The sequence below is a fragment of the Rhizobium sp. PAMB 3174 genome (assembly GCF_052908375.1).
In genome coordinates this window covers 996,694-1,022,815 of the sequence record NZ_CM128608.1, presented here as the reverse complement: position 1 = coordinate 1,022,815, position 26,122 = coordinate 996,694, and the positions used below count along the sequence as shown (strand labels likewise).

Here is a 26,122-nt window from a genome sequence, read left to right as displayed (position 1 = left end):
ATAACATCATGGAAAAATTCATTTATTCCCGCACACTGAAGGCCCCGCGCACGCTCGTCTTCGAAGCCTGGACGAAGGCGGAACACCTCGGACAATGGTGGGGACCGAAAGGTCTCGGCCTCGAAATTCTCGCTCTCGATGTCAGGCCGGGCGGCATGTTCCACTACGCCATGGTGCCGCCTGGAGGCCAGAAGATGTACGGCCGCTTCATCTTTCAGGAAGTGGATGCGCCGCGCAAGCTCGCCTACATCGTCAGCTTTGCGGATGCTGAGGCAAACGCCATCCGACCGCCCTTCCCCGATCCGTGGCCGGTGGAGATGATGAACGTCGTCACCTTCGAGGAAACGGCGGCCGGCACACTGGTCACACTCACCGGCAACGCTCACAATGCCAGCCCGGAAGAAGTCCGCACCTACACCAACAACTTCAAGTCCATGGAAGGTGGTTTCGGCGGCACCTTCGACAAGCTGGAAGAGTATCTCGCCACTCTGTAGACCGGCGCCTGACGCTCGCAACAGCGGGTCACCGCCCGCTGTTGCCTCAGTTCGTTTTACGCCCTCAACGCCTGCACCGGCGACTGGCGATAGGCCATCAGCGCCGGCAGCAGCGAAAATAGGGCTGCAGCGAGAAACAGCGCACCGATCGGGCCAAGGTCGGAGCGCGCGAAGAGGACCGGCAGCTGAATGCCGCTGTCGGCCATCAGCCGCCCGGCGATCAGCCGTGCAGCGGCAAAGCCAACGCCGAGCCCGGCCGCGACACCAATCGCGATCAGCCCGAACAGCTCCAGCCAGACGATGCCGAACACCGCCTCGCGCGGCGCACCGAAGGCCCTCAGCGCACCGATCTGCTTGCGCCGCTGCGTCACATGCATGACGGTGACCAGCATCAACGCGCAGGCAACGAGGATCTGCGCCCCGATGGCGACGGCGGAAAGCACCTGCCGGACATCACCGAGCGTCGCATAAAGCCGCGTCAGCACTTCTGCCGGGAAGACGGCGAGCGTCGTTTCATGCCGGTACTGCTGGCGCAGCTTGTAGGCGTCGCCGATCGACTTCGGCTTGACGACGACCGCCGGCAGCCCCGGCAGCGCATGATCCCAGTCTTCATCGATAGCGGCATCCGCATCGATATGGTGGTCGTCATGCTCTTCGTGTTCGTCGCCACCTGCGTCATGCGCGGCTTCTGCCGCCACCCGCGTCACGGCCGGCGAAGCACCCGCCTCGACATTGCCGGCAGGTTCCGCATGCTCGTCATGCTCATCGTGCTCCTCGCCATCGTGATGGCCGAGGCCATGGATGTCCCACACCGCCTGGATCGGCACCATGATCGCCTTGTCCCAGGCGCTACCGGACGGCTGCAGGCGTCCGACGACCGTGTAGGCGAGCTCGGTATGTGTGTGCCCGCCCTCCGCTTCCGTACCGTGAAGCGGTTTGACCGTCGCACCGATTGACAGGTCGACATCGGCGCCGATCACCGCCTCGCCCTCATGCGCAAAGACCTGCCCGTCGGCAAAGCCCGGCGCCAGATTGGCGACGAGCTTCGTCGTCGTCCCCACGATCGGATAATGGCCGTAGAAATCGCCGAAGCCGATCGGCGCCGCCCAGGCGACGCGCGGATCCTTGTCCAGGTCCTTGAGGATATTGCCGTCCATCAGCGGCAGCGGTGAGGCCTGCAGAAAGACAGACGACAGCACGAGCTGCGTCTCGCTGCCCGCCGCGCCGATGACGAGATCGAATTTTTCAGCGGCCCGCGCCGAGCCGAGGCGAAGCGCCCTCTCCTGCAGCGTCACCGCAACGCCGAGCGCGACGGCAAGTGCCACGATCAGAACGACCACGACGGCGCCAAGTCGAAAGCGGTTGAGATCGGCGAGAATGAAGCGAAACATGTCAGGCCTCCTCGGTGACGGGCTGGGCAGACTGAATCCGGCCGGCAGAAAGTCGCATGCGCCTGTCGAACCGCGAGATCAGCCGCTCGTCATGCGAGACGACGATCAGCGTGCATTTTTCCTGGTCGGCGATCGACAGGAGCAGGTCGGCAACCTGAGCGCCGCTCTCGACGTCGAGGCTGGCGGTCGGTTCGTCCGCGACGACGACGCCCGGCTTGCGCAGCACTGCGCGCGCGACCGCCACACGCTGCATTTCGCCGCGCGACATGGTCTCGACCTTCTGGTCCGGACGCGAGAGCCCAACCGTCTCGATAAGCTGCCGCGCCCGCTCGATCGTCCCGTGTCCGGCCGCACCGGAAAGGCGCGCCGGCAGAAGAATGTTATCGAGCGCCGACAGGCCCTCGAACAGATGGAAATCTTGCATCACCAGCCCGACATGGGTACCGCGCCAGCGATCGCGCCGGCTTTCGGACAGGCCGGCAAGTTCGGTCCCCGCCCAGCGGACCGAGCCGCGTTTAAGCGCCTGCAAGCCGCAGATGACGTTGACGAAAGTGCTCTTGCCGGAACCGGACGCGCCGGTCACCGCAAGCCGCCCGCCGGCCGGCAGGTCGAAAGCGTCGATGGCGAGCACGGGTGCAGGCAGGCCCGGATAGCCGACCTCCAGAGAACTCACTTTCAGGTCGATCATGGGGTACCTTCAGCTTTCCCAGAAACGTGCGTCGCGCAGCCGAAGCCGGCTTAGGAACCCCGTATCCGGATCGACCCACGAGCCGACTTCCATGCGCCCCTCAACGGCGATCCGGGTGCCGCCCGGCAGGAAGGTCTGTTTGTCGCCGAGATAGATGACGACGATATTGTCCGGCCAGTCGGCATCCGACGAGCAGAACGGGCAGAGTGCCATCGGAATTTCGGTGAGCACGAAGAAATTGGCTTCAGCTTTGAGCGGCGGCGCCATGAAGCCGCCCATCGTCACCGGCTTGCCGTCGAGCGATTTCACCTTGTCGGAGAACTCCAGCCCGAGCACGGTGACCTTGCTGTAAAGCTCGTCAAACGTCAGATCGGTTGCCGCGAATGCCGGTCGCGCCAGGGCAGCCAAGGGCATGCCGGCGGCAAGCGTCATCAGGCGTCTGCGGGACATCTGGAATGGAGAGGGTTGACGGTTCATCTCCGCCTCCTGATCTTTGATTTGCGGTCGTTGTTCGGTTCGAACGCGGTTCCGGGCGAACCCGCCGCCCGGAACCAACTTGTGCGAAGCGTCGAATTACATCGACTGCGAGCCGAGCGCGAAGGTGTCCATCAACACCTTGTAGACGTCGCTCTGCTCCATGTAGCCCTTGAATTCTTCCGAGCCGGGGCCGGCGGCCTGCAGCACGACGTCATCAACGGTATGGGCAGCGGTGTCGCCGTCAGACGGGATGTTGGCCGGCATCAGCACGGCGCCGGGGATATCCTTGTAGGCCGGGTTGGCGACATACTTGCCGTCGGCATTCTTGATCGACGGCTCGAACGGACCGTCCATCTTCGGGCGGAAGGTTTCGTAGTATTCCGGATGGTTGCCGGCATACATCTGGATGCGGCGGGAAACATCCACCTTGTCCGGATAGCCGTCGCCATTCTCGTCCGTGTAGTTCGGGAAGCCGGCGTCGTCATAGGTGCCGACCTTCTCGCTCATCACGTCGCCCGGCTTTTCGTCATCGACGGTGCCGACGATGGAGACGCCATGGGTATGGTCGCCGGTGACGACGATCAGCGTGTCCGGATGGGTCTTGGCGAACTCCATGGCAACGCCGACGGCCTTGTCCATCTCGATGACGTCGAATTCGGAGCGTTCCCAGTCCATCGGGTGGGACATCTTGTCGACCGAAGCGGCTTCAACCATCAGGAAGAAGCCTTCCGGGTTCTTCGACAGCTGGTCGATGGCGGTCTTCGTCATGTCGACGAGGCCCGGCTGATCGGGGAACTTGTCGACAGTCCCCTTCTTCAGGAACATGCGGTCGAGCGCGGTGTCCATGTTGCCGGTGTGGAACAGGCCGAGCAGCTTGCCGGTGTTGGTGCCGGAAGCGGCGTCCAGTTCGGTCTTCGAAGTTGCGAGCGTATAGCCGGCGTCCTTGAACTGGGCGATGTAGTCGTTGTCGTCCTTGCGCTTCGAGCCGGGAACGTCCTTAGACAGGAAGTAGGCCGAGCCGCCGCCGAGGATGACGTCGGGCTGGGTCTGCATGAACATGCCGACGATCTCGGCCTTGTCGGCGCGCTTACGGGTGTGGGCGATAACGGCGGCCGGGGTCGCATCTTCGATTTCAGCCGTGGAAACGACGCCGATCGACTTCTTCGTGGTGCGGCGCAGTGCTTCTGCTATCGTCTCGACCTTCGGATCGTCAAGGCTTGCCGGCGTACGGTCGGCATAGACGCCAAGGGCATTCACGCGCGACTTGTGGCCGGTCATGTAGGCCGACATGGTATTGGCGGAATCGGTGGCGATCGAATGGGTCGACGACGTGCCGATGAAGGCCATGCGGTCGAGATCATCCATGTTGAGGCGGCCATCGGCCTTACCCTCGGTCATGCCCTTCGACATGATGCGGGCGGCGGTGCGGTGCGCGACAGACAGGCCGTCGCCGAGGAAGAAGATGATATTCTTGGCCTTCGGCGCAGCCGGCGTGCCGTAGACGTTCCAGGTGACCGACTTCGTTTCGTCGCCAGCCTTGACTTCGACGGTGTAGTCGCCGGCCGAAGCGAGCGCCAGATCGCGCAGGATCAGCGCGGAGCCGAGGACGGCATCGTCCTTGCCCTTCTCTTCGGCGACGAATTCGGCCGGCTTGCCGAAGACGTCGGCATAGGGCTTGCCGTTGACGGTGACAGCGACATCACCCTCGCCATAGACCTTGTCGAGCTCGACCTTGAAGTCGAAGGGCGAGTTGACGAGGATCGTTGCACGGTCGAGCGGATAGACGGTGGCGGCATGCGCGGCGCCGGCCAGCATGGTCGCGGCGGCGAGCGCCGAAAAATATTTCATCATGGTCTTTCTCCTTAGGCAGGGAATTGCGACACCCGTCCGATAGTCCCTGTCCGTGACACTTGGATGAAGGCCGCGAGCCCCTGGTGGATCGGGCGAGAGGCAGCACGGCAGGAGAAGCCGGCTAAAAAAAACTCGCATTTCCCCGGGCGAGTCTGCTATAAACGCTCAAATTGACAGTTTGACATGGTTCCGAAGTTCCTCTTCGGAACCTGTTTTCTTTTGTCCCTATGCAGAACGAGCGGGACGCGCAGTAAGGAAAAGGAAATGGTAGAAAAAGTTCCGATGACCCCGGGTGGTTTCACCAAGCTCAACGAAGAGCTTCGCTGGCGCCAGCAGGAGGAACGCCCGAGAATCATCGAGGCGATCGCCGAGGCGCGCGCCCATGGCGACCTTTCGGAAAACGCCGAATACCACGCCGCCAAGGAAGCGCAGAGCCACAATGAGGGCCGCGTCGGCGAGCTAGAAGACCTGATCGCGCGCGCCGAAGTCATCGACCTGACGAAAATGTCCGGCTCCACCGTCAAGTTCGGTGCGACCGTCAAGCTCATCGACGAGGACACCGAAGAAGAAAAGACCTACCAGATCGTTGGCGACCAGGAAGCCGACGTGAAGGCAGGCCGCATCTCCATTTCCTCGCCAATCGCCCGTGCGCTGATCGGCAAGGAAGAAGGCGATTCCATCGAAGTGAATGCGCCGGGAGGCTCCAAGGCCTACGAAATTCTCGCCGTCAGCTGGGGCTGAGAACGCCCGTGACGGACGGAAACAAGGCCACCGCGAAAGCAGCGGTGGCCGATCTCCGCGACATCGACATCATCGCCCCCAACTTCAAGCAGCGGCTGTCCGGGGTCACCTCGACGATCATCCAGCTCGTGCCCGTCCAGCGCGGCCTCGGACAACGCATTGCCGTGCTCGGACCCGGCCTGCCGCCTACCCTGCCTCATATCCGCTACCGCGACCTCTGGCGCCTCTGGACGCCGCCGAAGGGCGAGCGCTTTCGCGTCTGGCATGCGCGGCGCAACATCGAGATGCTGCCGGCGATCATCCTGCGCGATCTTCTGCGCATGCCGCTGAAGATCGTCTTCACCTCCGCCTCGCAGCGCCGCCATACCGGCTGGACGAAATTCCTGATTTCGCGCATGGACGCGGTGATCGCCACCAGCGCCAAGACGGCGGCCTATCTCGAGGTCGAAAGCACCGTCAGCCTGCACGGCATCGACACCGCCCGCTTCTCGCCGCCCGCCGACAAGGCCGAGGCGAAGCGCGCGCTCGGCCTTGACCCGGCGCAGAAGATTGCCGGCTGCTTCGGCCGCGTGCGCCACCAGAAGGGCACCGACCTTTTCGTCGACACCATGATCCGCCTGCTGCCGGAACGTCCGGACTGGTCCGCGATCATCGCCGGCCGCGCCACGCCGCAGCATGTGGAATTCGAGAACGGCTTGAAGGAAAAGGTGAAGACGGCGGGCCTCGCCGATCGCATCCTGTTCGTCGGCGAGCATACCAACATCAACGACTGGTACCGCGGCCTCGACCTCTTCATCGCGCCACAGCGCTGGGAAGGCTTCGGCCTGACCCCGCTCGAAGCCATGGCCACCGCCGTCCCCGTCATCGCCACCGACGTCGGCGCCTTCCCGGAACTGATTGTCACCGATGAAGCCGAAACCGGCACCCTCATCCCCCGCGACAACCTCGACGCCATGACGGACGCCGCCCGGCAGTTCATGGATGACGAAGTGAGACGCCAGCAGGCAGCCGAACACGCGCTCCGCCACTCACGGCAGAACTTCGCGATCGAAAGCGAGGCGATGAGGCTGGGGGAGGTTTATGCGGGGCTGATGGGCGGTTAGGCGTATTTACTATTTTCGAAAAGGACCGTCACCCTCGACGGGTTCCAGTCGACAAGTTTGAAACCCGCCTTGGTCGCAATATTGACAACGGGGACGAGTGTACTTTCCTTGCTCACGCCGCGCTCGAAACCGCAATCGACGGTGAGGTATCGCGTTCGCGACAACGCCAGTTGCGCTCCCTCCAAAATCTCGGGCTCCGCACCTTCCGCCTCAATTTTCATCACCGCAATCTTCTCAATTCCCTTGTCGACGACGAACTTGTCGAGAGGAATTGCCTTTACGGTCTTCACGGCCGAAAACTGGTTGATTTCAATTAGAGAACTATCTGCCGTATCAGACTTCGAATAGAATGACAGAGTATCTTCATTCTTCCAGAGCGCTACTCGGTTGGTCATTTGCATGCCGTCAAAATTGTTCAGATCGCAACAATCCGCTTCAGCGTCCTCCGGCTCGAATGCGAAGTAATCGAACTTCCATTTCTTTGCGAAAAGCCCCAACTCACCGATATTGGCACCACAATCAATAAAGGCACCTGTCGTGTCTTGCGAAATCCGATGCAGCAGGTAACTTTTTGCCAGAGCGTCTATCCTGTGATCAACGCCCTTCTTATAGTTCCACAGCCGATCACGATGAACAATATTGAGAGCGCCGTGGCCGTGCACCACCCCGATAGGGCCATCATTCCCTTTCATGGAAATGCGAAGAGGATGACCTTTAGCGCGATTGACAAGATTTGTGTAGATTTCGAAAGGTCCAGCAGGAAGACATTCATTGAACCGCTGCGACACACGCTTAATTAGCCCCAATACCCGTCTCCCACAGATCGCACAACAAAACATGCGGTCTTCATCGCCGCATGGCACTCAATGGTATAAATTTTCACCCAAGCGATTGAAAGCAAAAATAAAAATTGACCTCAATCGCCGGAACGTCACTTTCTTCTAGTACGATATAACAAATCGTAGTTCGCGATCGGTCTCTCGCATATAATTCCTGAAATCAGAAGAGTTGCTATGCGCCTGTCGCTTTATTTTTTCGATCCATTCCATCTCGCCGGTTCTCGGAGCAGTGCGCCTTTCCCATGACGGCAGGCTGTTCAAGATTCCGAACCAGTACGAAACCCGGTCCTCGGGTATCCCCAAGTCTGGAAATGGCATGAAGTCAACGTCCTCCAGACGCATGTGCTTGCGTTCATCTCTCTCACGATAATTCAAGCAGAAGTAAATAAAGTCGGTATCCGTTAGCTCACTCTGATACCAGTCATCTCCGTATTTTTCTCTGAGGGTACGAGATGTCCGAATGAACTTATCAAGAAATTCGTCTTTCGGATTGTTGGCCACCTTCTCCTGAAAAGAAGTCAGGCTCAGAAATGGAATGTGAAGCAGACATAGACGTCGTTCTTCAGCCCGGAACAAGGACAGCAGGCTTTTCTTGCCATTATAGACATGGTTTCCGTGTGCGGCAGAAAAATGAACAGTCTTCTTTGTATTATAGACCATTTTCCGGGTATGGGCGAGCTCAGACGACACCGTAAACTGTTGGACTCCGGCAGCGTCCAGTCTTCCGCTGAATTTCTTTGGCGGGATCACCGGACGCCAATACAAATACAACCCACAATGATATTTGTGCGCCGCGAGCGCAGACTGTAAAGCGCCAGCGGTCGTCACGCTCAGTAATTCGTCGGCATCCAGAAAAAAAGCGAAGTCAAAGCCTTTGCCTTCGCGCTCATACAAAAAATTCCAGGCGATTGGCTGATAAAATCCATACTCTGCCAAACTGAACCAGCGGACCTCGTCGGAATTGTTCGGAATATCCTTCCCTGAATTGTGAACAACAATAACTATCTTGTCGAAAAGGCGCTCATGATGCGCCAAGAAGAGCGACATGTATGGGAGAACATTATTGACCTGCACGAAGCAGACTGTGCTTGGGCTGGTCACGCTTCCTCAACCTCACAAAACACAACACGGCGATTGTTGCGGACGAGAGACCTGTACAACTTTGTGTCCGCCATCTCGTGAAAATTGTCATGCAGGTGGTTGTTATCGTAGAAATGCCCGCCGCTCCAAGCCACTCCAATCCCACAGACATGGATACATGCGGCGTTTGGATAGCGTTCAAGAGCATATTGTACCGCCATCATACCTGTGGAGGGCCGGCTGCCACGGAAGTATGGCGGCTGCCCACGTCTGCGCTTCTTGAAAGCATGCCACCAGTTTCGAGGATTGGACAGAACCCGAAGCCAATCGAGAAATGAATAGTGGCGATAACTGAGCCGCCAGAGATGGCCGTTGCTCAGATTTACCCCAGTTTGATAACGGAAGTTGACGTCTCTCAACCACTCCATGCCTGTCGGCTGCCAGTAGACCAATTCTGCAAGCTCTACCCCTTCGACAGCCTCGCGATCTCCTTTATTTTGCTCCCCCCTGTCCTTCCGACAGAAATTGAGGGACGCAAATCCGATTGTATGCACGTCTTTGAATCGGCTCTTTGCATAGGCAATGGCACCATTTGCCAGTATTACCACATCCGGTTTGACCGAAGGCCAATGTGGATCAGGCTTTGAGCCAACCACAAAGATCTGCACCAGATTGCTCCTCCTCAAAATTGATCGAACTGATGCTCGGCAAACAATACGAAATTAATCTGTGAACCTGCATCAGCACAGCACTCGCGACTATCTACGCCCGTTCTTGAACAGCTCGATATAGGCATCGCAGATCGCGTCCTCGGAAAACTGGCTGACCAGCGTAGCACGGCCGTTTTCGCCAAGTGTGGCGGCAAATTGCGGATCGGCGATCAGGCTGTTGATGGCGCGGGCGAAGCCGGACACGTCGTCGATATCGACGAGAAGGCCATTTTCGCCGTCGCGTACAAACCACATGGGCCCCTCCGAACGCGAAGAAACCACCGCCTTCTTCTGTGCCCATGCTTCCAGAATGACATTGCCCAGCGGTTCGTGGCTCGAAGGCATCACGAAGACATCGCAAGCGGCAACGTAGCGGCGCGTATCCTTGTGCCAGCCGAGGAAGCGAACGCGGTTCTCCAGCCCGTTTTCGCGAACATCGGCTTCCAGCGCCTGTCGCTCCTCTCCGTCGCCTGCGATCCAGAGATAAGCGTCCGGCACTTCCTTCATGGCCTTGATCAGCAGATGAAAGCGCTTTCGCTTGACGAAACGGCCCATGGTCATGACCAGAGGCACGCCCTCGGGCGTGTCCGCCTCCGCCCGCGAAGCCGGTTCGACGATAGCCGTATCGGTGAAATTGGAAATCACCTCCACGCCGCGATCCCAACCAAGCTGGCGCACGTGGTCGCCGATGCCAGGCGTGTTGCAGACCAGAACATCGGAATTCTTGAAGTAACCAAGATGGGTAGGATAATCGCCGAGACGCGAAAGCCTGATGCCGCCCTTGTAGGCAGGCATCAGACGCGCACCACGCGTCGACCAGGAGATGATTGCGTCCGGCTTCTGCATCTCGGCCATCATCCTGACCCGGATCGGCAGCAGCAGGCGGTCGATGGAAAGATTCCTGAAGTTGCTCTGCACCACCTTTGCATGCGCTTCGACATCACTGCGCCACCTGCGATTCCAGCGCATAACGGCTGTCTGCTCGACACCGCGTTTATCAAGTGCTGCAACGAGATGAACAAAGAACCGCTCTGCGCCACCATCCTTGCCGAAAATATATTGATGTACGCGCATCGCCCGCCTCGATCTTTCTTCAGTCCATGTTTTTGGTATCAGGAGCCATCGCAACAAGCCCTGAGAGGTATGGCCTCATCTACAGATTGAAGAGGGACCGGACAAGCGGCGATGTTCCTTTGCCAGGAAAATGTCCACCGCGGAGGGCAGCAAATAGGCGCCAAAGTGTCGATGTTGCCGCGACTGAGCTCGGCTCGCCCTCCTGCCAGGACACGCTGACACCACACTGATGTTGCAAAGACCGGCGCGATCCATCACAAGGAGCCAAGTTCATGCCGCTGGAATTGGGTATATGCAATCACTCGACGTTTATGTGATCAATCTTGACGGAAGCAACGATCGTCTCGACGCCATCAGCAGCCGGCTTGCCGCTTACGGCGTAACATTTCAGCGCGTTTTGGCCTTCGATGGTCGCAAGCTCGACCTGTCCCGGGTTGAAGATTATGACGCAAACGGCTCCGAACGCTACATGGGACGCGGCCTCGTCGGCGGCGAGATCGGCTGCTACCGCAGTCACCTCCAGGCGGCAGAGCGCTTCCTCAAATCGAACGCGCGCTATCTGCTGATCCTTGAGGATGATGCCTTGCCGCTGTGTAATCCGGTCGAACTTCTGGCCAAGGCACTGCCGGATCTCGACAGGATTGACCCCGATTGGCGCCTGATCAACATCGGCAACAACAAGTTGAAGATAACGACGTCGCTTGAGCATTACACGGTTGGCGACTATCAGTGCGAGCTCGTTGCAGCCCATTACTTTCCCATGACAACCAGCGCGATCGTATGGTCTCGCCTGGGCGCGAGGCTCTTCGTCGAGGGGCACAAAACGATCTTCGCTCCCGTCGACAACTATTTCCGCTACTGGCTGACACGCTCGGGACACGGCTACAGCTTCCGTCCGGCGCCCGTCACAACGACCGAGGCAGCAAGCCAGATCCTCGCAAGCTCGGGCCAAAAACGTCAGACGAACAAGAGACGATGGTTCTACGGACTATCCAAGCAGCGACGCCTGATGGAAGACAAGTTGATTGCCTTCGTTCATAAGAAACACTTCCAGCGTCGCGACATGTGACCCACGCAGCACTGGATATGCCCACATCGAGAGCCACAATCTCATGGCCCGAAACAAATCGACTGGCAGGCGGACGCATGGACCCAATAGCCTTCGCTGATTGAACCAATACCCCTTCCCTGTTGGTAACCCATACCCCGCCCTTGAATAAACACGGCAAGCATTCATAAATGAAGCTGGATATTTAGTCGGTTTTGCCTCCGGGCGCTGGCGCGTGTCGGTTATGATGCGCCGCTCCGTTGAAGGGTGTTGAAAGGAAGTGCCATGACCGTGCGTCATACGAAGGTCCTGATTATCGGTTCCGGCCCGGCCGGCTATACGGCGGCGATCTATGCCGCGCGCGCCATGCTGTCGCCGGTGCTGATCGCCGGCATGGAACAGGGCGGCCAGCTCATGATCACCACGGACGTGGAAAACTATCCCGGCTTCGCCGAGCCCGTTCAGGGCCCGTGGCTGATGGATCAGATGCGGCTGCAGGCCGCGCATGTCGGCGCCGAACTCGTCTCCGACATCGTCACAGAGGTCGACCTCACCCACCGTCCGTTCACGGCAAGAACCGATTCCGGCGCGGTCTGGACCGCTGACACGCTGATCATCGCCACCGGCGCCAAGGCCAAGTGGCTCGGTATCGAGAGCGAGCAGACCTTTCAGGGCGGCGGCGTATCGGCCTGCGCCACCTGCGATGGCTTCTTCTACAGGAACCGTGACGTGATCGTCGTCGGCGGCGGCAACTCCGCCGTCGAAGAGGCGCTCTACCTGTCGAACATCGCCAAGTCGGTCACAGTCGTGCACCGCCGCGATGCCTTCCGCTCGGAAAAGATCCTGCAGGAGCGCCTGTTCGCCAAGGAAAACGTCAAGGTCGTCTGGGACTCCACGCTGGAAGAAATCACCGGCGTGAAGAACAAAGGGCCGCTGCCGCCCACCGTGACCGGCGCAAGGCTGAAGAACGTCAAGACCGGCGAGATCACAGAAGTCGCCACCGACGGCGTCTTCGTCGCCATCGGCCACGCGCCGGCGACCGAGCTCTTCAAGGGCAAGCTGAAATTGAAGCCGAACGGCTATCTTTGGACCGCCCCGGATTCGACGGCCACCGACATTGACGGCGTCTTTGCCGCCGGCGACGTGACGGACGATATCTACCGCCAGGCAGTCACCGCGGCGGGCATGGGCTGCATGGCGGCCCTCGAAGCTGAACGCTATCTCGCCGGCCATCAGCCGGTCGCGATCGCAGCAGAATAACGGAGGCGTAGAGCCAGGTGGGTGTACCTCTCGATTGGGACAAGCTGCGAATATTCCACGCAGCCGCCGAAGCCGGATCGTTCACCCATGCGGCCGACAAGCTGCATCTGTCGCAATCGGCCATCAGCCGTCAGGTCAGCGCGCTCGAAATGGAAGTCGGCGTCAAGCTCTTCCACCGCCATGCGCGCGGCCTGATCCTGACCGAACAGGGCGAACTGCTCTACCGCACTGCCAACGAGGTATTGCTGAAGCTCGAGACCGCCCGCGCCCAGCTGACCGAGACGAACGAGAAGCCGAGCGGCAAGCTCCGGGTGACGACGACCGTCGGCCTCGGCCAGGGCTGGCTCACCGACAAGATCCAGGAGTTCCTGCAGCTCTATCCGGACATGCAGATCCAGCTGATCCTCGACAATGAGGAGCTGGACGTGAACATGCGCCAGGCCGACTGCGCCATTCGCCTGCGCCAGCCGCAGCAGTCGGACCTCATCCAGCGCAAGCTGTTTACCGTGCACATGCACGTCTACGCCGCGCCGTCCTACATCAACAAGCACGGCGAACCGCGCAGTATCGAAGAGCTCGACAATCACCGTGTCATCACCTTCGGCGAACCGGCGCCAAACTATCTCCTGAACGTCAACTGGCTGGAAATCGCCGGCCGCTCGCCGGACAATCCGCGCCTGCCGCATCTGCAGATCAACAGCCTGACGTCGATCAAGCGCGCCTGCCTGCTCGGCATCGGCATTGCCATGCTGCCGGACTACATAGCCGGCCGCGATCCGGGACTCATTCAGCTGGTCACGAGTGCCGACGTCCCCTCCTTCGATACCTATTTCTGCTATCCGGACGAGATGAAGAACGCCGCCAAGCTGAAGGCTTTTCGCGATTTCATCGTCGCCAAGGCGCGAAACTGGAATTTCTGATCTTTTTTCGATCGGTCGAAATGCGGCAATCTTGTGGGCGCCGCCAAACACCCTTGTCACCACGAAACAGGCAAATATCTGTTTTCACGACGCTTTCGCACAACAGCGCATACGCGCCTATGCACGTTAGCGAATGTTTCAAGGGCTAGAAATTGTTAGCGATGCAACGAACGCATGGCTGACATGCACAAATATTGATTGAAGACTGCACAAAAAAGCACCATATCGCACATAGCTGATGCACACGGCGGTCTTTTTCCTCCCAGTACCGCCGCACCAGCTGTTCCCCTCTGGAGGTTTTTTGACCTTCTAACTTATAAAGGGCCCTGGTTTTCCGGTGGCCCTCTTTTTTTGTCTTGTCGGCAGCCTCTCCATTTTTTCGCGACCACTCTTGAAACATCGATCCGTGACGATACGTATATCGATGTATCGCGATATACAGAAACGGACACGATGGACAGGGACGAAATATTCAAGGCGCTTTCCAGCCCGGTTCGCCGGCAGATCCTCGAATGGCTGAAGGATCCGCAGGCGCATTTCGGCGGCAAGGGCCATGTATCCGATTATGGCGTCTGCGCGGGCGGCTTCGAATGCTGCGGCCTGTCGCAATCCACCGTCTCCGCCCATCTGGCAAGCCTGCAACGCGCCGGTCTCGTTCACGCGGAAAAAGTCGGTCAATGGATCTACTACAGCCGGAACGAAACCACGATCGAAGCGTTCCGGGCGGACATTGCCTCCAGCCTGTAGCCGGACGGCATACTGTTCCCTCCTAAGACATCTCAACCCATAAGGACTTCAAATGACCAAGCTGTTCGAACCCTTCAAGCTCGGCGACATCACGCTGAAGAACCGCGTCGTCATGGCGCCGCTGACCCGCAACCGCTCGCCGAACGCCATCCCCGGCCCCTTCGCCGTCGAATACTACCGCCAGCGGGCGGGCGCCGGCCTGCTGATCACGGAAGGCACCGCCATCACCCATCAGGGCCAGGGCTATGCCGACGTGCCTGGCCTCTACAAGAGCGAAGCGATCGACGCCTGGAAGAAGGTGACGGACGCCGTGCACAAGGCCGGCGGCCACATCTTCACCCAGATCTGGCATGTCGGACGCGTATCGCACACCTCGCTGCAGCCGAACGGGGATGCCCCGGTCGCCCCTTCGGCGGTCACCGCCAAGTCGAAGACCTACATCATCAACGCCGATGGCTCGGGCGCATTCGCCGAAACGTCCGAACCCCGCGCCCTGACGCTTGAGGAAATCAAGACCACGGTGCAGGATTACGCCCACGCCGCCAAGGCGGCGATCGAGGCAGGCTTCGACGGCGTCGAAATCCACGGCGCCAACGGCTACCTGATCGGCCAGTTCCTGAAGAGCGGCGCCAACAAGCGCATCGATGAATATGGCGGCCCGATCGAAAACCGCGCCCGCTTCCTCGTCGAGGTGGTCGAAGCCGTGGTGGCTGCCGTCGGCGGTGAGCGCACCGGTCTGCGCCTCTCGCCGGTGACCCCGGCCAACGACATTTCCGATGACGATCCGCAGGCGCTTTACGATTATGTCGCCAAGGCGATCGCCGCCTATCCGCTGGCCTATGTCCACATCATCGAAGGCGCCACCGGCGGCGACCGGGCCTACAGCCAGGGTCCGAAGCCGTTCGACTATGCGGCGTTCAAGTCCGCCTACCGCCAAGCCGGCGGCAAGGCAGCCTGGATGGTCAACAATGGCTATACCCGCGACCTGGCCATCGATGCCGTCGAGAGCGACCGCGCCGATCTCGTCGCCTTCGGCAAGCTCTACATCGCCAATCCGGATCTGGCCGAGCGGCTCGAGCAGAACGCGCTGCTCAACACGCCCGACCAGCAGACCTTCTACGGTGGCGGCGCCAAGGGCTACATCGACTATCCGTCGCTTGGCGAAAGCGACGCGGCCTGACCAAAAGCCGGGGGCAGAGCTGTGAATTCGCGCTCTGCCCCTCCAAATTGCCGGCACGATGCCCTAAGCTTCTCAAGGGACAGGTACATTTCCATTCGAGAAGGGGCATGCATGGCCGGTACACTCAAGCAGGAACTGGCGTTTGCAGTCGCGCTCATCGCAGCGCTCGCCGCCTATCTTCTGGAACATTCCGGCGCCCACCTCTCCCAGACCATCGAACTTGCGGCCGCGGCGGTGCTGATCGCCGCCATTGTCGGGGTCTCCATCCGCGTCGCACACCATGCCGAGGCGATCGCCGCGAAGGTCGGCGATCCTTACGGCACGATGATCCTGACGCTGTCGGCAGTCGTCGTCGAAGTGGTGATCCTGGCCATCATGATGAGTTCGGAAAGCTCTCCGACGCTTGCCCGCGACACAATCTATTCGGCGGTCATGCTCGACATCAATGGCATACTCGGGCTCGCCGCCCTGCTCGGCGGCCTGAAACACGGCGAACAGGCCTACAACGACGATTCCGGCAAGACCTATTCGGTGATGATCCTGACGGCCATGGGTATCTCCATGGTGGTGCCGGAATTCGTGCCGCAGGCCAAGTGGCATCTCTATTCCGGTTTCACGATCATCGCCATGCTGTCGCTCTATGCGCTGTTCCTGCGCATGCAGGTCGACCAGCACAGCTATTTCTTCAGCTACCACTACCCACGCAATGCCGCCAAGGCGAAGGCGGGCACCGAGGTCCAGGAGGAGGATCACTCCGATGAGACCTCCATGGGTGTGTCGATTGCCTTCCTGATCGCAGGCGTCTGCGTCATCGGCCTGCTGGCGGAACTGATGTCCGGGTTCATGACCGAAGGGCTAAAGGGGACTGGCACGCCGCCGGCCGTCGCCGCCATCGTCGTTGCCGGTATATCGGCGGCGCCGGAAATCCTCACCGCCCTGCGCGCGGCGCTGGCGAACCGCATGCAGTCGGTCATCAACATCGCGCTCGGCGCCTCGCTGTCGACGGTCATCCTCACCGTCCCGGTAATGGAGGCACTGGCCCTCTTCCAGGGCCAGCCGATCGTCATGGCGATGACGCCGACGCAGACGGTCATGGTGACGATCACGCTGATCGCCTCGGCCATCAACCTATCCGACGGCGAGACCAACGCGATCGAGGGCATGACCCACTTCGTCCTGTTCGCCACCTTCCTCATGCTCTCAGCAATCGGCCTTTAGGCGGCAACAAGCTCAGACCTCCCGCCGGCATTTGTCGCCGAAGCCAGGCAGCCGAATGAGACAAGCGTAGCGCGGACCGCCTCCTCGATCGGCGTGCGCGGCTCCTCACCGAGCGCCGCTCTGAGTTTGCCATTGGTCATGTGCAAAGGCTCCTGCCAGAGATAACGCATCTCAAGGAGCTCGCGAAACAACCTGACGAAAGGCGATGCCAAGTAAACGAGCGGCCACGGAAAGCGCCGCACGCGGATATCCGGTTTACCGACGACGCGACCTATCGCCCTTGCCATCTGCATGCCGTCATGGTCCCAGAACCCTTCGAAATGATAGTCGGCATAGGCCGGCAGGCTTGAAGAGCGTTCGACGAACCGCACCATGGTTTCGGCCAGATCCGGCAGATAGGCCCATTGGTGGCCGACACCCTTCCGGCCCGGATTGACGACGGCCTTCACCGGCTTGCCGGGTGTCACCAACTGCGAGAACCAGTTGTTGGCGGCTCCGGCACCGAAGAAGTCCCCGGCCCGCACCAGGACGACCTGTGTGCCCGCCATGGAGGCCTTGCGCAAACGCTGCTCGAAAGCGACGCGGATGCGGCCCTTTCGCGTGACGGGATTTTGCGGGCTGTCCTCGACCGGGTTCGGCCGGGCGTCCGGACCGAAATTATAGACGGTGCCGGGCACCAGCAGCCGCGCACCGTGGCGAGTAGCTGCCGCGATCGAATTGTCTAGCATAGGCAGGACGAGCTTTTCCCAATCCCGGTAACCGGGCGGATTGACGGCATGCACGATGAGATCGACGCCGCTTGCGGCCGCCGAAACGTCCGCCGCCGCCAAGGCGTCGCCCTGCCGCCATTCGAATTCCGGGTTACTGCCCCGCATAGCCGCCGCATTCCGGTTCAAAGCCCGGACCGTCCATCCTCTTGCCTTGAGCGTACGGGCGACCGCGCCGCCAATTCCTCCAGTCGCGCCCAGAACCAGGGCGACCGGCAGTTTCACTTCATTCGACATTGGTAGTCTCCAGTGTTGGGATTTGTCTGGAGCAACCATCGGCGATTTCATAAAAATGCGGAATTGTATAAATTACTTACCCTGTTATACGTTTTTGTATGGCAACACATGATGTCGACTGGGATCTCTACCGCACCTTTCTCGCCGTTCTGCAGACCGGCTCGCTCTCGGCTGCCGCGCGACAGTTGAACCTCAGCCAGCCGACGGTCGGGCGGCATATCGAGGCGCTCGAACAGGCCGCAGGTTTTCCGCTCTTCACCCGCTCGCAGAGCGGCCTGCAGCCGACCGAAGCGGCCCTCACCCTCCAACCCTATGCCGAAAGCATGGCGGCCACCGCCGCCGCGCTGGCCCGCGCCACCTCCGCCTCGCCCGGCGCGGTCGAAGGCACGGTGAGGATCAGCGCCAGCGAGATCGTCGCCGTCGAAGTGTTGCCGCCGATCCTCGCGAAGCTCGGCCAAGCCCACCCGAAGCTCGAGATCGAGCTGTCGGCCTCCGACGCCGTGGAAGACCTGCTGCACCGGCAGGCCGACATTGCCCTCCGCATGACGGAACCGGTGCAGGCAGCCCTCGTCGTCCGCCATCTCGGCGACATCCCGATCGGCTTCTTCGCCCATCGCGCCTATCTTGCCAGGCGCGGCACGCCGCAAAGCCTTGCCGATCTCACCGATCATGACGTCATCGGCTACGACAGAAACCTTGCCTATGTCCGCGACGTGATGCGCAATTTTCCCGACGTCGCCCTGCCCCGCTTCCACTTCCGCGCCGACAGCAACACCGCACAACTGGCGATGCTCAGAGCCGGTTGCGGCATAGGGCTGTGTCAGAGGCAATTGGGCCTTAGGGATCACAATCTCGTCGAGATCCTCGAAGGCTCTCTGCCGATCCGCCTGCCCATCTGGGCCGCCATGCACGAGAACCTTCGCAACACGCCACGATGCCGGGCCGCTTTCGACGCGCTGGTCGACGGCATGCTGCATTACATCCGCAGCCTTTAGCGCAGCAAAAAGCCCGCCGGAGCGTCTCCGGCGGGCCTTCGAAATTCGGCTTGCGCCAATGCTTACCTGCAGGCAGCGCAGAAACGCTGGATGCGCTCACAGGCGTCTTCGAGCTGGGCTTCCGACGTCGCATAGGAGATGCGGAAGTTCGGGCCCATGCCGAAGGCCGTTCCGTGAACGACGGCGACGCCTTCCGACTGCAGCAGTTCCATGACGAAGTCCTCGTCCGTCTCGATGACCTTGCCCGACGGCGCGGTCTTGCCGATCAGGCCGGCGCAGGACGGGTAGACGTAGAATGCGCCTTCGGGCGTCGGGCACGAAATGCCGGTCGCCTGGTTCAGCATCGAAACGACCAGGTCGCGGCGGCCCTGGAAGATCTTCTTGTTCTTCTCGATGAAGTCCTGCGGACCATTGAGCGCCTCGACGGCCGCCCACTGGGCGATCGTGTTGGTGCCCGACGTCTGCTGGCCCTGGATCATGTCCATCGCCTTGATGAGCTCGATCGGGCCGGCGGCGTAACCGATACGCCAGCCGGTCATCGCATAGGCCTTGGACACGCCGTTCATGGTTAGCGTGCGGTCATAGAGCTTCGGCTCGACTTCGGCCGGAGTGGCGAACTTGAAGTCGTCGAAGGTCAGGTGCTCGTACATGTCGTCGGTCAGCACCCAGACATGCGGATACTTGAGAAGCACGTCCGTCAGCTTCTTCAGCTCGTCATGCGTATAGGCGGCGCCCGACGGGTTGGACGGCGAGTTGAAGATCAACCACTTCGTCTTCGGCGTGATCGCCTTTTCCAGGTCTTCCGGCTGCAGCTTGAAGCCGTTGTCGATGGTCGCGTTGACGAACACCGAGGTGCCGCCGCAGATCGCCACCATTTCCGGATAGGACACCCAGTAGGGCGCCGGAATGATGACTTCATCGCCCGGGTTAAGGGTCGCCATCAGCGCGTTGAAAAGAATCTGCTTTCCGCCGGTGCCGACGATGACCTGTGCGGCCGTGTAGTCGAGACCGTTTTCGCGCTTGTACTTCTTGGCGATCGCTTCGCGCAGTTCCGGAATGCCGGAAACCGGTGAATACTTCGTCTCGCCGCGGTTCATCGCCTCGATGGCGGCTTTCTTGATGTTGTCCGGCGTATCGAAATCGGGCTCACCGGCCGAAAGGCTGATGACATTCATGCCCTTGGCTTTCAGCTCGCGGGCTTTCTGGGCCATGGCAATGGTGGCGGAGGGCTTTACGCGGGCAAGTGCATCAGCAAGAAAGGCCATAATGATTGGGTCCTGATGTGGTTTTCAGACGGTCGGCGGAAAACCTGCGGGAAATCCCGAATTTCCGCCCCACGCTCTATGTCGAATGTGACCGCCGGTTTCAAGCCAAACCGTGTCTCGGTGACATATTTTCTGACGTTTCGGCTCAAATTCCGGCGACGCCGGCGGGCATCTCCGCAGCACCGCCCCCCGACACCACAGGCGGCGTCACGAATCTTTCCATGTTGACGACCACACCGCGCCGCAATTTGGTCCATCTCGGGCCATCTTCTGGTGGCCTAGTTCTGCGGAATTATCGCTATCCGTGTTCCCGCATTCAAAGGGACGAGACGGGCCAGGCGATAAGGGTTAATATCGGGGACAAAGACGGGGCGAACGCACCGAGGGGGAAAGACCATGTCATTCGAGCGTGATGACCACGAAATGCGAGAGCGTGAAAGAGTGACTGCCACGGCGTTTCGCCTGGCCTTCTTTGCCCTGGCCGCCTGCACGGTCATGCTCGTCGGCCTCGTGTCCGGCCTGAAGGCGCAGGACACCGCCGCAAAGCCTACCGCGCCGCAGAAGATCGCACTGGTGCGGCCCTCCGAAATGATGAGCGGCGCCCTGCTCTTTCCGGCACGCGATCCCGGCCTCTACGTCGAGGCGCCGAAGCTTGCGACCGACGTGAAGATCGATGTCTCCGGACCGATCGCCCGCGTCAAGGTCACCCAGCAGTTCGTCAATCCGTCCAAGGGATGGGTGGAAGGCACCTACGTCTTCCCGCTGCCCGAAAACGCCGCCGTCGACACGCTGAAGATGAAGATCGGCGACCGCTTCATCGAAGGCGAGATCAAGCCGCGCCAGCAGGCGCGCGAGATCTACGAACAGGCCAAGAAGGAAGGCAAGAAGGCCGCTCTTCTGGAACAGCAGCGTCCCAACCTCTTCACCAACCAGGTCGCTAATATCGGCCCCGGCGAAATGGTGGCCGTGCAGATCGAATACCAGCAGGAAGTCCACCAGTCGAACGGCGAATTCTCCCTGCGCTTCCCCATGGTCGTTGCCCCCCGCTACAATCCGCAACCGATGGTCCAGACCGTCGATTTCGACAACAGCGGCTCCGGCTATGCGACGGGCAGCGATCCGGTGCCCGACCGCGACAAGATCACCGCCCCCGTGCTCGACCCGCGCGAAAACGCCAAGATCAATCCGGTGACGCTCACCGTTCATCTCGATGCCGGCTTCCCGCTCGGCGAGGTCAAGACGCCGTTCCACGAGATGGACACCGTCAAGGATGGCGACGGCGCCGAAACTCTGACCCTGAAGAACGGCAGCGTGCCGGCCGACAAGGATTTCGAGATCGACTGGCGCGCCGCTGCCGGCAAGGCGCCGAATGCAGGCCTGTTCAAGGAAAGCGTCGACGGCAAGACCTACGTCATGGCCTTCGTCACCCCGCCGGCCGACCCGGCAGCCGAGAAGGCCGTCGACAAGCGCGAGGTCGTCTTCATCCTCGACAATTCCGGTTCCATGTCCGGCCCGTCTATCGAACAGGCGCAAGCGAGCCTGGCGCTGGCGATCAGCCGGCTGAAGGCCGGCGACCGGTTCAACGTCATCCGCTTCGACGACACGATGACGGACTTCTTCGGCGGCCTCGTGCCCGCCTCCCCCGACAATCGCGAAAAGGCGATCGCCTATGTGCGCAGCCTGACGGCCGATGGCGGCACCGAGATGCTGCCGGCACTGCATGCGGCGCTGACCACCCAGGGCAAGCATGAGGACGGTGCGCTCCGCCAGATCGTGTTCCTGACCGATGGCGCGATCGGCAACGAGGCCGAGCTCTTCGACGAGATCACCCGCAACCGCGGCGATGCCCGCGTCTTCACCGTCGGCATCGGCTCCGCCCCGAATTCCTACTTCATGACCAAGGCCGCCGAACTCGGCCGCGGCACCTACACCCATATCGGCTCGGAGGACCAGGTCGCCGCCCGCATGGGCGAGCTTTTCCAGAAGCTCGAACATCCGGCAATGACCGATATCTCCGCCAGGTTCGAAGGTGTCGGTGCGCAGGAAATCACACCTGATCCGATGCCCGATCTCTATGCCGGAGAGCCTGTCGTGCTGACGGCGGAACTGCAGGAAGCGGACCCCTCCGGCACTTTGCTGATCGCCGGGAAAACCGGCGATCAGCCTTGGCGCGTCGATATGGACATCGCCAAGGCGGCCAAGGGCAGCGGCATCGCCAAGCTCTGGGCCAAGCGCAAGATCGAGGATCTGGAATCGAATGCCTTCCGCATCGGCGACCAGCAGGCGCTCGACAAGCAGATCGAGGGCGTGGCCATGGCTCATCACCTCGTCTCCCGCGTCACCAGCCTTGTTGCCGTCGATGTCACGGCGAGCCGCCCGAGCGGCGAATGGCTGGCGGAAACCAAACTGCCGCTGAACCTGCCGGCCGGATGGGACTACGACAAGGTGTTCGGATCCGACCGTCCGCAGGACAATGGCGTGCCCGGCCAGCAGCCCGACAAGGCGGAGATGGATGAACCGGCCTTGAAGCGCGTGCAGCTGGCCTCCATGACGGCGAACCAGATGCTCGCCGCCCCCAGCGCCGAAAGCGCCGCGCTGATCGCCTCCAACCAGACGGCAAGCGTCGATCTTCCGCAGACGGCGACGCTTGCCGACCGCAACATCCTGCTCGGCCTATTGATGCTGGCCTTCGCGGTGATGGCCGGCATCTGCCTCGCCATCTGGCGCAAGGGCTTCAAGCGCCTGGCCGCCATGGGAGGCACGCGCCTTGACTGACCGGGCCAGATGGTACCACCTCGACTTCATACGTCGCATGTCCACGGCAGAACGACTGCTGGCCGGCGGCATCGCGGTGGTCGGCGTGACGGGCCTGATGCTGATCGGCGACGGCCTGTACATGAAGGCAAAGGCCGCCCTCTCCCAGGTCCTGCTGGAGCGCAGCTTCGCCGAGCGCCTGGCAGGCGATGCAAACAGCAAACCCTGGCCCTGGGCCGATTTTGTAACGGAAGCGGAAATCCGGGTGCCGCGGCTTCACCGTTCGGCAATCGTGCTGAAGGGCGCGAGCGGCGAGGCGCTCGCTTTCGGCCCGGCGTGGCTGACCACCACCCCGCCGCCAGGCGAGAGCGGCACGACGGTGTTCGCCGCCCATCGCGACACGCATTTCCGCTGGCTGAAGGATGTGCGCCCAGGCGACATTCTCGAGGTCACGACCGCAAACGGCAACGTCCTGCGCTACCGGGCGGGCGTCGGCCGGATAGCGCGCTGGAACGACAGCGGCATCGACGCCGCCGCGACCGGCCAACACCTGGCGCTGGCCACCTGCTGGCCCTTCGACGCGGTTGAACGCGGTCCATTGCGCTACATCCTTGATGCGGAGCGAATTACCGACGGCACGGAAAACATCGTCGCCGCGCGTTGAAACCTGGAAGAGAATCCCCCACATTCGCAAGAAGATTGAAATCCAGCGTTAGGATATCCGCATGGCCCGGCGGAAGTATAAAAGTCTCGCCTTTGCGGCTGCCGCCGCCTTGATCACCACCGCCTCCCTTGCGCATGCGGAAGACGACGTCGCGGAAACCCAGTCGGCCATTCTTGACGTCGTCAAGATCGCCGACGGCCTGGCCTCCCCCTGGTCCGTCGAGATCCTGCCGGACGGCGCTTACATCGTCAGCGAGAAGGCCAGCTCCATGCGCATCGTCCGCGACGGCAAGGTTTCGAAGCCCATCGCCGGTGTTCCAGCCGTCTACGACGCCGGTCAGGCAGGTCTCCTCGACATCGCCCTCGACGCCGACTTCGCGCAAAACCGCCGTCTCTACTTCACAGCCGTCGTTACCGATGCCGAAGGCCATGGCACAGCCGTCTACAGCGCCACGCTGTCGCCTGACGAAAGCCGGCTTGACGACCTGAAGCAGATCTTCCTCATGCATCCCGCCTGCACCACCGACATCCAGTTCGGCAGCCGCATTGCGCAGGCGCCGGACGGCAGCCTGTTCTTCGGCATCGGCGATTGCGGCGAGCGCGACCGCGCACAGGACCCGATGGACGATGCCGGCAAGATCCTGCACATCAATACCGACGGCACCATCCCCGCCGACAATCCCTTTGCCGGCGGCAAGATGGGCAGGCCGGAAATCTGGTCGCTCGGCCACCGCAATCCGCAGGGCACCGTCATCGATCCGAAGGATGACCGGCTTTATACCGTCGAACACGGCGCACGTGGCGGCGACGAGATCAACATGCCGGAACCCGGCAAGAATTACGGTTGGCCCGTCATCACCTATGGCAAGGATTATTCCGGCGCCGATATCGGCATCGGTACGGAAGCGGAAGGCTACGAGCAGCCGCTTTACTATTGGGACCCCTCCATCGCGCCCGGCGCGATCGCAGTCTATCACGGGGCGATGTTCCCCGAATGGGAGGGCGACTTCCTCGTCGCGGCACTCAAGTACCAGCTGATCGCCAGGCTGGAGCGCGAGGAAAACGGCACGATCCTGTCCGAGGAACGCATGCTGCAGGGCGACTACGGCCGCATCCGCGACGTCAAGGTGGCGCCCGACGGTTCGATCGTCTTCATCACCGATGACGAGAACGGCGCGCTGATGCGCATCACCCGTTCCAACGACGTCCAGCAATAGACTTAGATCCCTCCAGAATTATGCGTTGGGCGGCAGGCCCGGTTCTTGCCGCCGGTTTTCCCAACTGATATCGCTCGGTTTCTTCCTGTTCGAAAACGGAATGACATTCGGAGCCGTCCCTTTCTGCGGAACGGATCGCTATTTGCTTTTTGGAGGTCGCAGATGTCCCGTGTCCAGGCCAACATCGTCCTGTTGATAGCCGCCGCTGTGTGGGGCGGAGGGTTCGTCGCGCAGGCGACGGCGATGGAAACGCTGGGCGCCATGTGGTTCATCGGCCTGCGGTTTGCGATCGCGGCGCTTGCCACTGTCCCCTTCGTCATCCACGAGGCCCGCAAGGCCAAGGCGCCGGCCGGCCCGAAGGCGATCCGCGCCTTCATCCTGATCGGTCTCGCCCTGTTTGGCGGCGCGGCCACGCAGCAGTTCGGCCTTCTGACGACCTCGGTCACCAATTCCGGTTTCCTGACGGGGCTCTATGTCATCATCGTCCCCGTGCTCTTCGTCGTGTTCCTGCGCCGCAAGCCGCACTGGATCATCTGGCCGGCGGCGGTAATGGCGGTTTCCGGCATCTATCTCCTGAGCGGCGGCGACCTCGGCGCGCTGAACAGCGGCGATATCCTCACCATCATCTGCGGTGTCTTCTGGGCGATCCAGGTCACCCTGATCGGCCTGTTCCTGGAAAAATACCCCCGCCCGCTGCTGCTGTCCTGCATCCAGTTCACCGTCTGCGCCGTGCTGGGCCTGGCGATCGCCTTCGTCACGGAACCGATCGACCTCAAGGGCCTGACCGAAGCCCTGCCCGAGGTCATCTATTCTGGCCTTTTCTCGTCGGGTCTTGCATTTGTTCTTCAGGTCATCGGCCAGCGCTACACGACCGCACCCCAGGCCGCGATTTTCCTGTCCTCGGAATCCCTGTTCGCGGCCGCCGCGGGCGCGATTTTCCTTGGCGAGAAACTGACCGCCATAGGCTATTTCGGCTGCGCGATCATTTTCGCGGCGATGCTGATCGTGGAGATCGTGCCGGAGCTGACGCGGCGGCGAACCGCGCCCGCCTGAATCCGATTTGACAAGTGAACCCGGCGGCGTGGGAACCGTTTCGACACAACGGAAGGACTATTTTCGGTTCCGTTGCTTCAAACCCCTGTATTCCAAGGGTTTCAACTGCACTATTTAAGAAAAGTTTCACTTGCCAAAGGCGGATAAACACGACAATCTGTCGCGGTTCGGGCATTTTGCGAACACGGGAAGACCTATAATCACGCGCACCGGAAACGCAAAATCTCCGGGCGGATGAAAGACGAAACGCTTTGATGATGTCAACGCCAGTCACTGTCCGCGGTAAAAACACAGGCCCTTTCCACTCCGTAATCAAGAACTGCCTGCCCGCGCCCCTTTGATAAAAGGGG

The 26,122-nt window shown here is 61.0% G+C and carries 24 protein-coding genes; 14 read left to right on the top strand and 10 right to left on the bottom strand.

Annotated elements, in window-relative coordinates; all coding sequences use genetic code 11:
- Positions 1-8 precede the first annotated feature (8 nt).
- Complete coding sequence (locus tag ACU5AY_RS04835; protein WP_446828208.1) at positions 9-494, top strand: SRPBCC family protein; 486 nt, start codon at positions 9-11, stop codon at positions 492-494.
- Between the two features lie 56 nt (positions 495-550).
- Here the strand turns inward: ACU5AY_RS04835 and ACU5AY_RS04830 are convergent, their stop codons facing one another.
- The 4 genes from ACU5AY_RS04830 to ACU5AY_RS04815 form a co-directional block, all read right to left on the bottom strand.
- Complete coding sequence (locus ACU5AY_RS04830; RefSeq protein ID WP_446828207.1) at positions 551-1,885, bottom strand: ABC transporter permease; 1,335 nt, start codon at positions 1,883-1,885, stop codon at positions 551-553.
- Between the two features lies 1 nt (position 1,886).
- Entirely contained in the window at positions 1,887-2,573 is a 687-nt protein-coding gene (locus tag ACU5AY_RS04825; protein ID WP_446828206.1) for an ABC transporter ATP-binding protein, read from the bottom strand.
- Between the two features lie 9 nt (positions 2,574-2,582).
- Positions 2,583-3,050, bottom strand: coding sequence for a hypothetical protein (locus tag ACU5AY_RS04820; RefSeq protein ID WP_446823643.1), 468 nt, complete (start codon positions 3,048-3,050; stop codon positions 2,583-2,585).
- 96 nt (positions 3,051-3,146) lie between these two features.
- Positions 3,147-4,901 (bottom strand): alkaline phosphatase, encoded by a 1,755-nt coding sequence (locus tag ACU5AY_RS04815; RefSeq protein ID WP_446828205.1) that lies wholly within the window; start codon positions 4,899-4,901, stop codon positions 3,147-3,149.
- A 264-nt stretch (positions 4,902-5,165) separates the two neighbouring features.
- On the opposite strand from ACU5AY_RS04815, the gene greA reads away from it, so the two are divergent.
- Entirely contained in the window at positions 5,166-5,642 is a 477-nt protein-coding gene (gene greA / locus ACU5AY_RS04810) for a transcription elongation factor GreA (protein WP_446823641.1), read from the top strand.
- Positions 5,643-5,686: 44 nt separating this feature from the next.
- Complete coding sequence (locus ACU5AY_RS04805; RefSeq protein ID WP_446828943.1) at positions 5,687-6,745, top strand: glycosyltransferase family 4 protein; 1,059 nt, start codon at positions 5,687-5,689, stop codon at positions 6,743-6,745.
- Here the strand turns inward: ACU5AY_RS04805 and ACU5AY_RS04800 are convergent.
- The 4 genes from ACU5AY_RS04800 to ACU5AY_RS04785 all read right to left on the bottom strand — a co-directional run bounded on the left by ACU5AY_RS04800 (position 6,742) and on the right by ACU5AY_RS04785 (position 10,448).
- Complete coding sequence (locus ACU5AY_RS04800; protein WP_446828204.1) at positions 6,742-7,551, bottom strand: FkbM family methyltransferase; 810 nt, start codon at positions 7,549-7,551, stop codon at positions 6,742-6,744. The two genes, ACU5AY_RS04805 and ACU5AY_RS04800, sit on opposite strands and share 4 nt — an antisense overlap.
- 135 nt (positions 7,552-7,686) lie before the next feature.
- A complete protein-coding gene (locus ACU5AY_RS04795; RefSeq protein ID WP_446828203.1) occupies positions 7,687-8,685 on the bottom strand; it encodes a hypothetical protein in 999 nt (332 codons plus the stop codon).
- Positions 8,682-9,332, bottom strand: coding sequence for a hypothetical protein (locus tag ACU5AY_RS04790; protein ID WP_446828202.1), 651 nt, complete (start codon positions 9,330-9,332; stop codon positions 8,682-8,684). The genes ACU5AY_RS04795 and ACU5AY_RS04790 overlap by 4 nt, the downstream gene beginning before the upstream one ends.
- 90 nt (positions 9,333-9,422) lie before the next feature.
- Complete coding sequence (locus tag ACU5AY_RS04785; protein WP_446828201.1) at positions 9,423-10,448, bottom strand: glycosyltransferase; 1,026 nt, start codon at positions 10,446-10,448, stop codon at positions 9,423-9,425.
- A gap of 292 nt (positions 10,449-10,740) precedes the next feature.
- On the opposite strand from ACU5AY_RS04785, the gene ACU5AY_RS04780 reads away from it, so the two are divergent.
- From ACU5AY_RS04780 to ACU5AY_RS04755, 6 genes are all read left to right on the top strand, one after another.
- Positions 10,741-11,517, top strand: a complete 777-nt coding sequence (locus ACU5AY_RS04780) for a glycosyltransferase family 25 protein (RefSeq protein WP_446828200.1) — start codon at positions 10,741-10,743, stop codon at positions 11,515-11,517.
- Between the two features lie 264 nt (positions 11,518-11,781).
- Entirely contained in the window at positions 11,782-12,756 is a 975-nt protein-coding gene (trxB, locus tag ACU5AY_RS04775; protein WP_446828199.1) for a thioredoxin-disulfide reductase, read from the top strand.
- A gap of 17 nt (positions 12,757-12,773) precedes the next feature.
- Positions 12,774-13,676, top strand: a complete 903-nt coding sequence (locus ACU5AY_RS04770) for a LysR family transcriptional regulator VtlR (protein WP_446823631.1) — start codon at positions 12,774-12,776, stop codon at positions 13,674-13,676.
- A gap of 453 nt (positions 13,677-14,129) precedes the next feature.
- The gene (locus ACU5AY_RS04765) at positions 14,130-14,423 is read left to right on the top strand and encodes an ArsR/SmtB family transcription factor (RefSeq protein WP_446828198.1); all 294 of its coding nucleotides are present in this window, start codon (positions 14,130-14,132) and stop codon (positions 14,421-14,423) included.
- Between the two features lie 52 nt (positions 14,424-14,475).
- Positions 14,476-15,603 (top strand): alkene reductase, encoded by a 1,128-nt coding sequence (locus ACU5AY_RS04760; RefSeq protein WP_446828197.1) that lies wholly within the window; start codon positions 14,476-14,478, stop codon positions 15,601-15,603.
- A gap of 111 nt (positions 15,604-15,714) precedes the next feature.
- Entirely contained in the window at positions 15,715-16,821 is a 1,107-nt protein-coding gene (locus ACU5AY_RS04755; RefSeq protein WP_446828196.1) for a calcium:proton antiporter, read from the top strand.
- Here ACU5AY_RS04755 and ACU5AY_RS04750 read toward each other — a convergent pair.
- Positions 16,818-17,825 carry an NAD-dependent epimerase/dehydratase family protein gene (locus tag ACU5AY_RS04750; RefSeq protein WP_446828195.1) on the bottom strand — a complete coding sequence of 336 codons (1,008 nt, stop codon included), beginning with the start codon at positions 17,823-17,825 and terminating at the stop codon, positions 16,818-16,820. The two genes, ACU5AY_RS04755 and ACU5AY_RS04750, sit on opposite strands and share 4 nt — an antisense overlap.
- Positions 17,826-17,923: 98 nt before the next feature.
- Between ACU5AY_RS04750 and ACU5AY_RS04745 the strand changes: the two genes are divergently transcribed.
- Positions 17,924-18,820: a LysR family transcriptional regulator gene (locus ACU5AY_RS04745; protein WP_446828194.1), complete on the top strand. Its 897-nt coding sequence runs from the start codon at positions 17,924-17,926 to the stop codon at positions 18,818-18,820.
- 62 nt (positions 18,821-18,882) lie between these two features.
- Here ACU5AY_RS04745 and ACU5AY_RS04740 read toward each other — a convergent pair whose 3' ends face one another.
- Positions 18,883-20,085, bottom strand: coding sequence for a pyridoxal phosphate-dependent aminotransferase (locus tag ACU5AY_RS04740; protein ID WP_446823625.1), 1,203 nt, complete (start codon positions 20,083-20,085; stop codon positions 18,883-18,885).
- A 396-nt stretch (positions 20,086-20,481) separates the two neighbouring features.
- Here ACU5AY_RS04740 and ACU5AY_RS04735 point away from each other — a divergent pair, with 396 nt between their 5' ends.
- From ACU5AY_RS04735 to ACU5AY_RS04720, 4 genes are all read left to right on the top strand, one after another.
- On the top strand, positions 20,482-22,860 hold the full coding sequence (locus tag ACU5AY_RS04735) for a marine proteobacterial sortase target protein (RefSeq protein ID WP_446828193.1): 2,379 nt from the start codon (positions 20,482-20,484) through the stop codon (positions 22,858-22,860).
- Between the two features lie 37 nt (positions 22,861-22,897).
- The gene (locus ACU5AY_RS04730; protein WP_446828192.1) at positions 22,898-23,503 is read left to right on the top strand and encodes a class GN sortase; all 606 of its coding nucleotides are present in this window, start codon (positions 22,898-22,900) and stop codon (positions 23,501-23,503) included.
- Between the two features lie 61 nt (positions 23,504-23,564).
- On the top strand, positions 23,565-24,719 hold the full coding sequence (locus ACU5AY_RS04725; RefSeq protein WP_446828191.1) for a PQQ-dependent sugar dehydrogenase: 1,155 nt from the start codon (positions 23,565-23,567) through the stop codon (positions 24,717-24,719).
- 162 nt (positions 24,720-24,881) lie between these two features.
- Entirely contained in the window at positions 24,882-25,772 is an 891-nt protein-coding gene (locus tag ACU5AY_RS04720; RefSeq protein ID WP_446828190.1) for a DMT family transporter, read from the top strand.
- Positions 25,773-26,122: the final 350 nt, after the last annotated feature.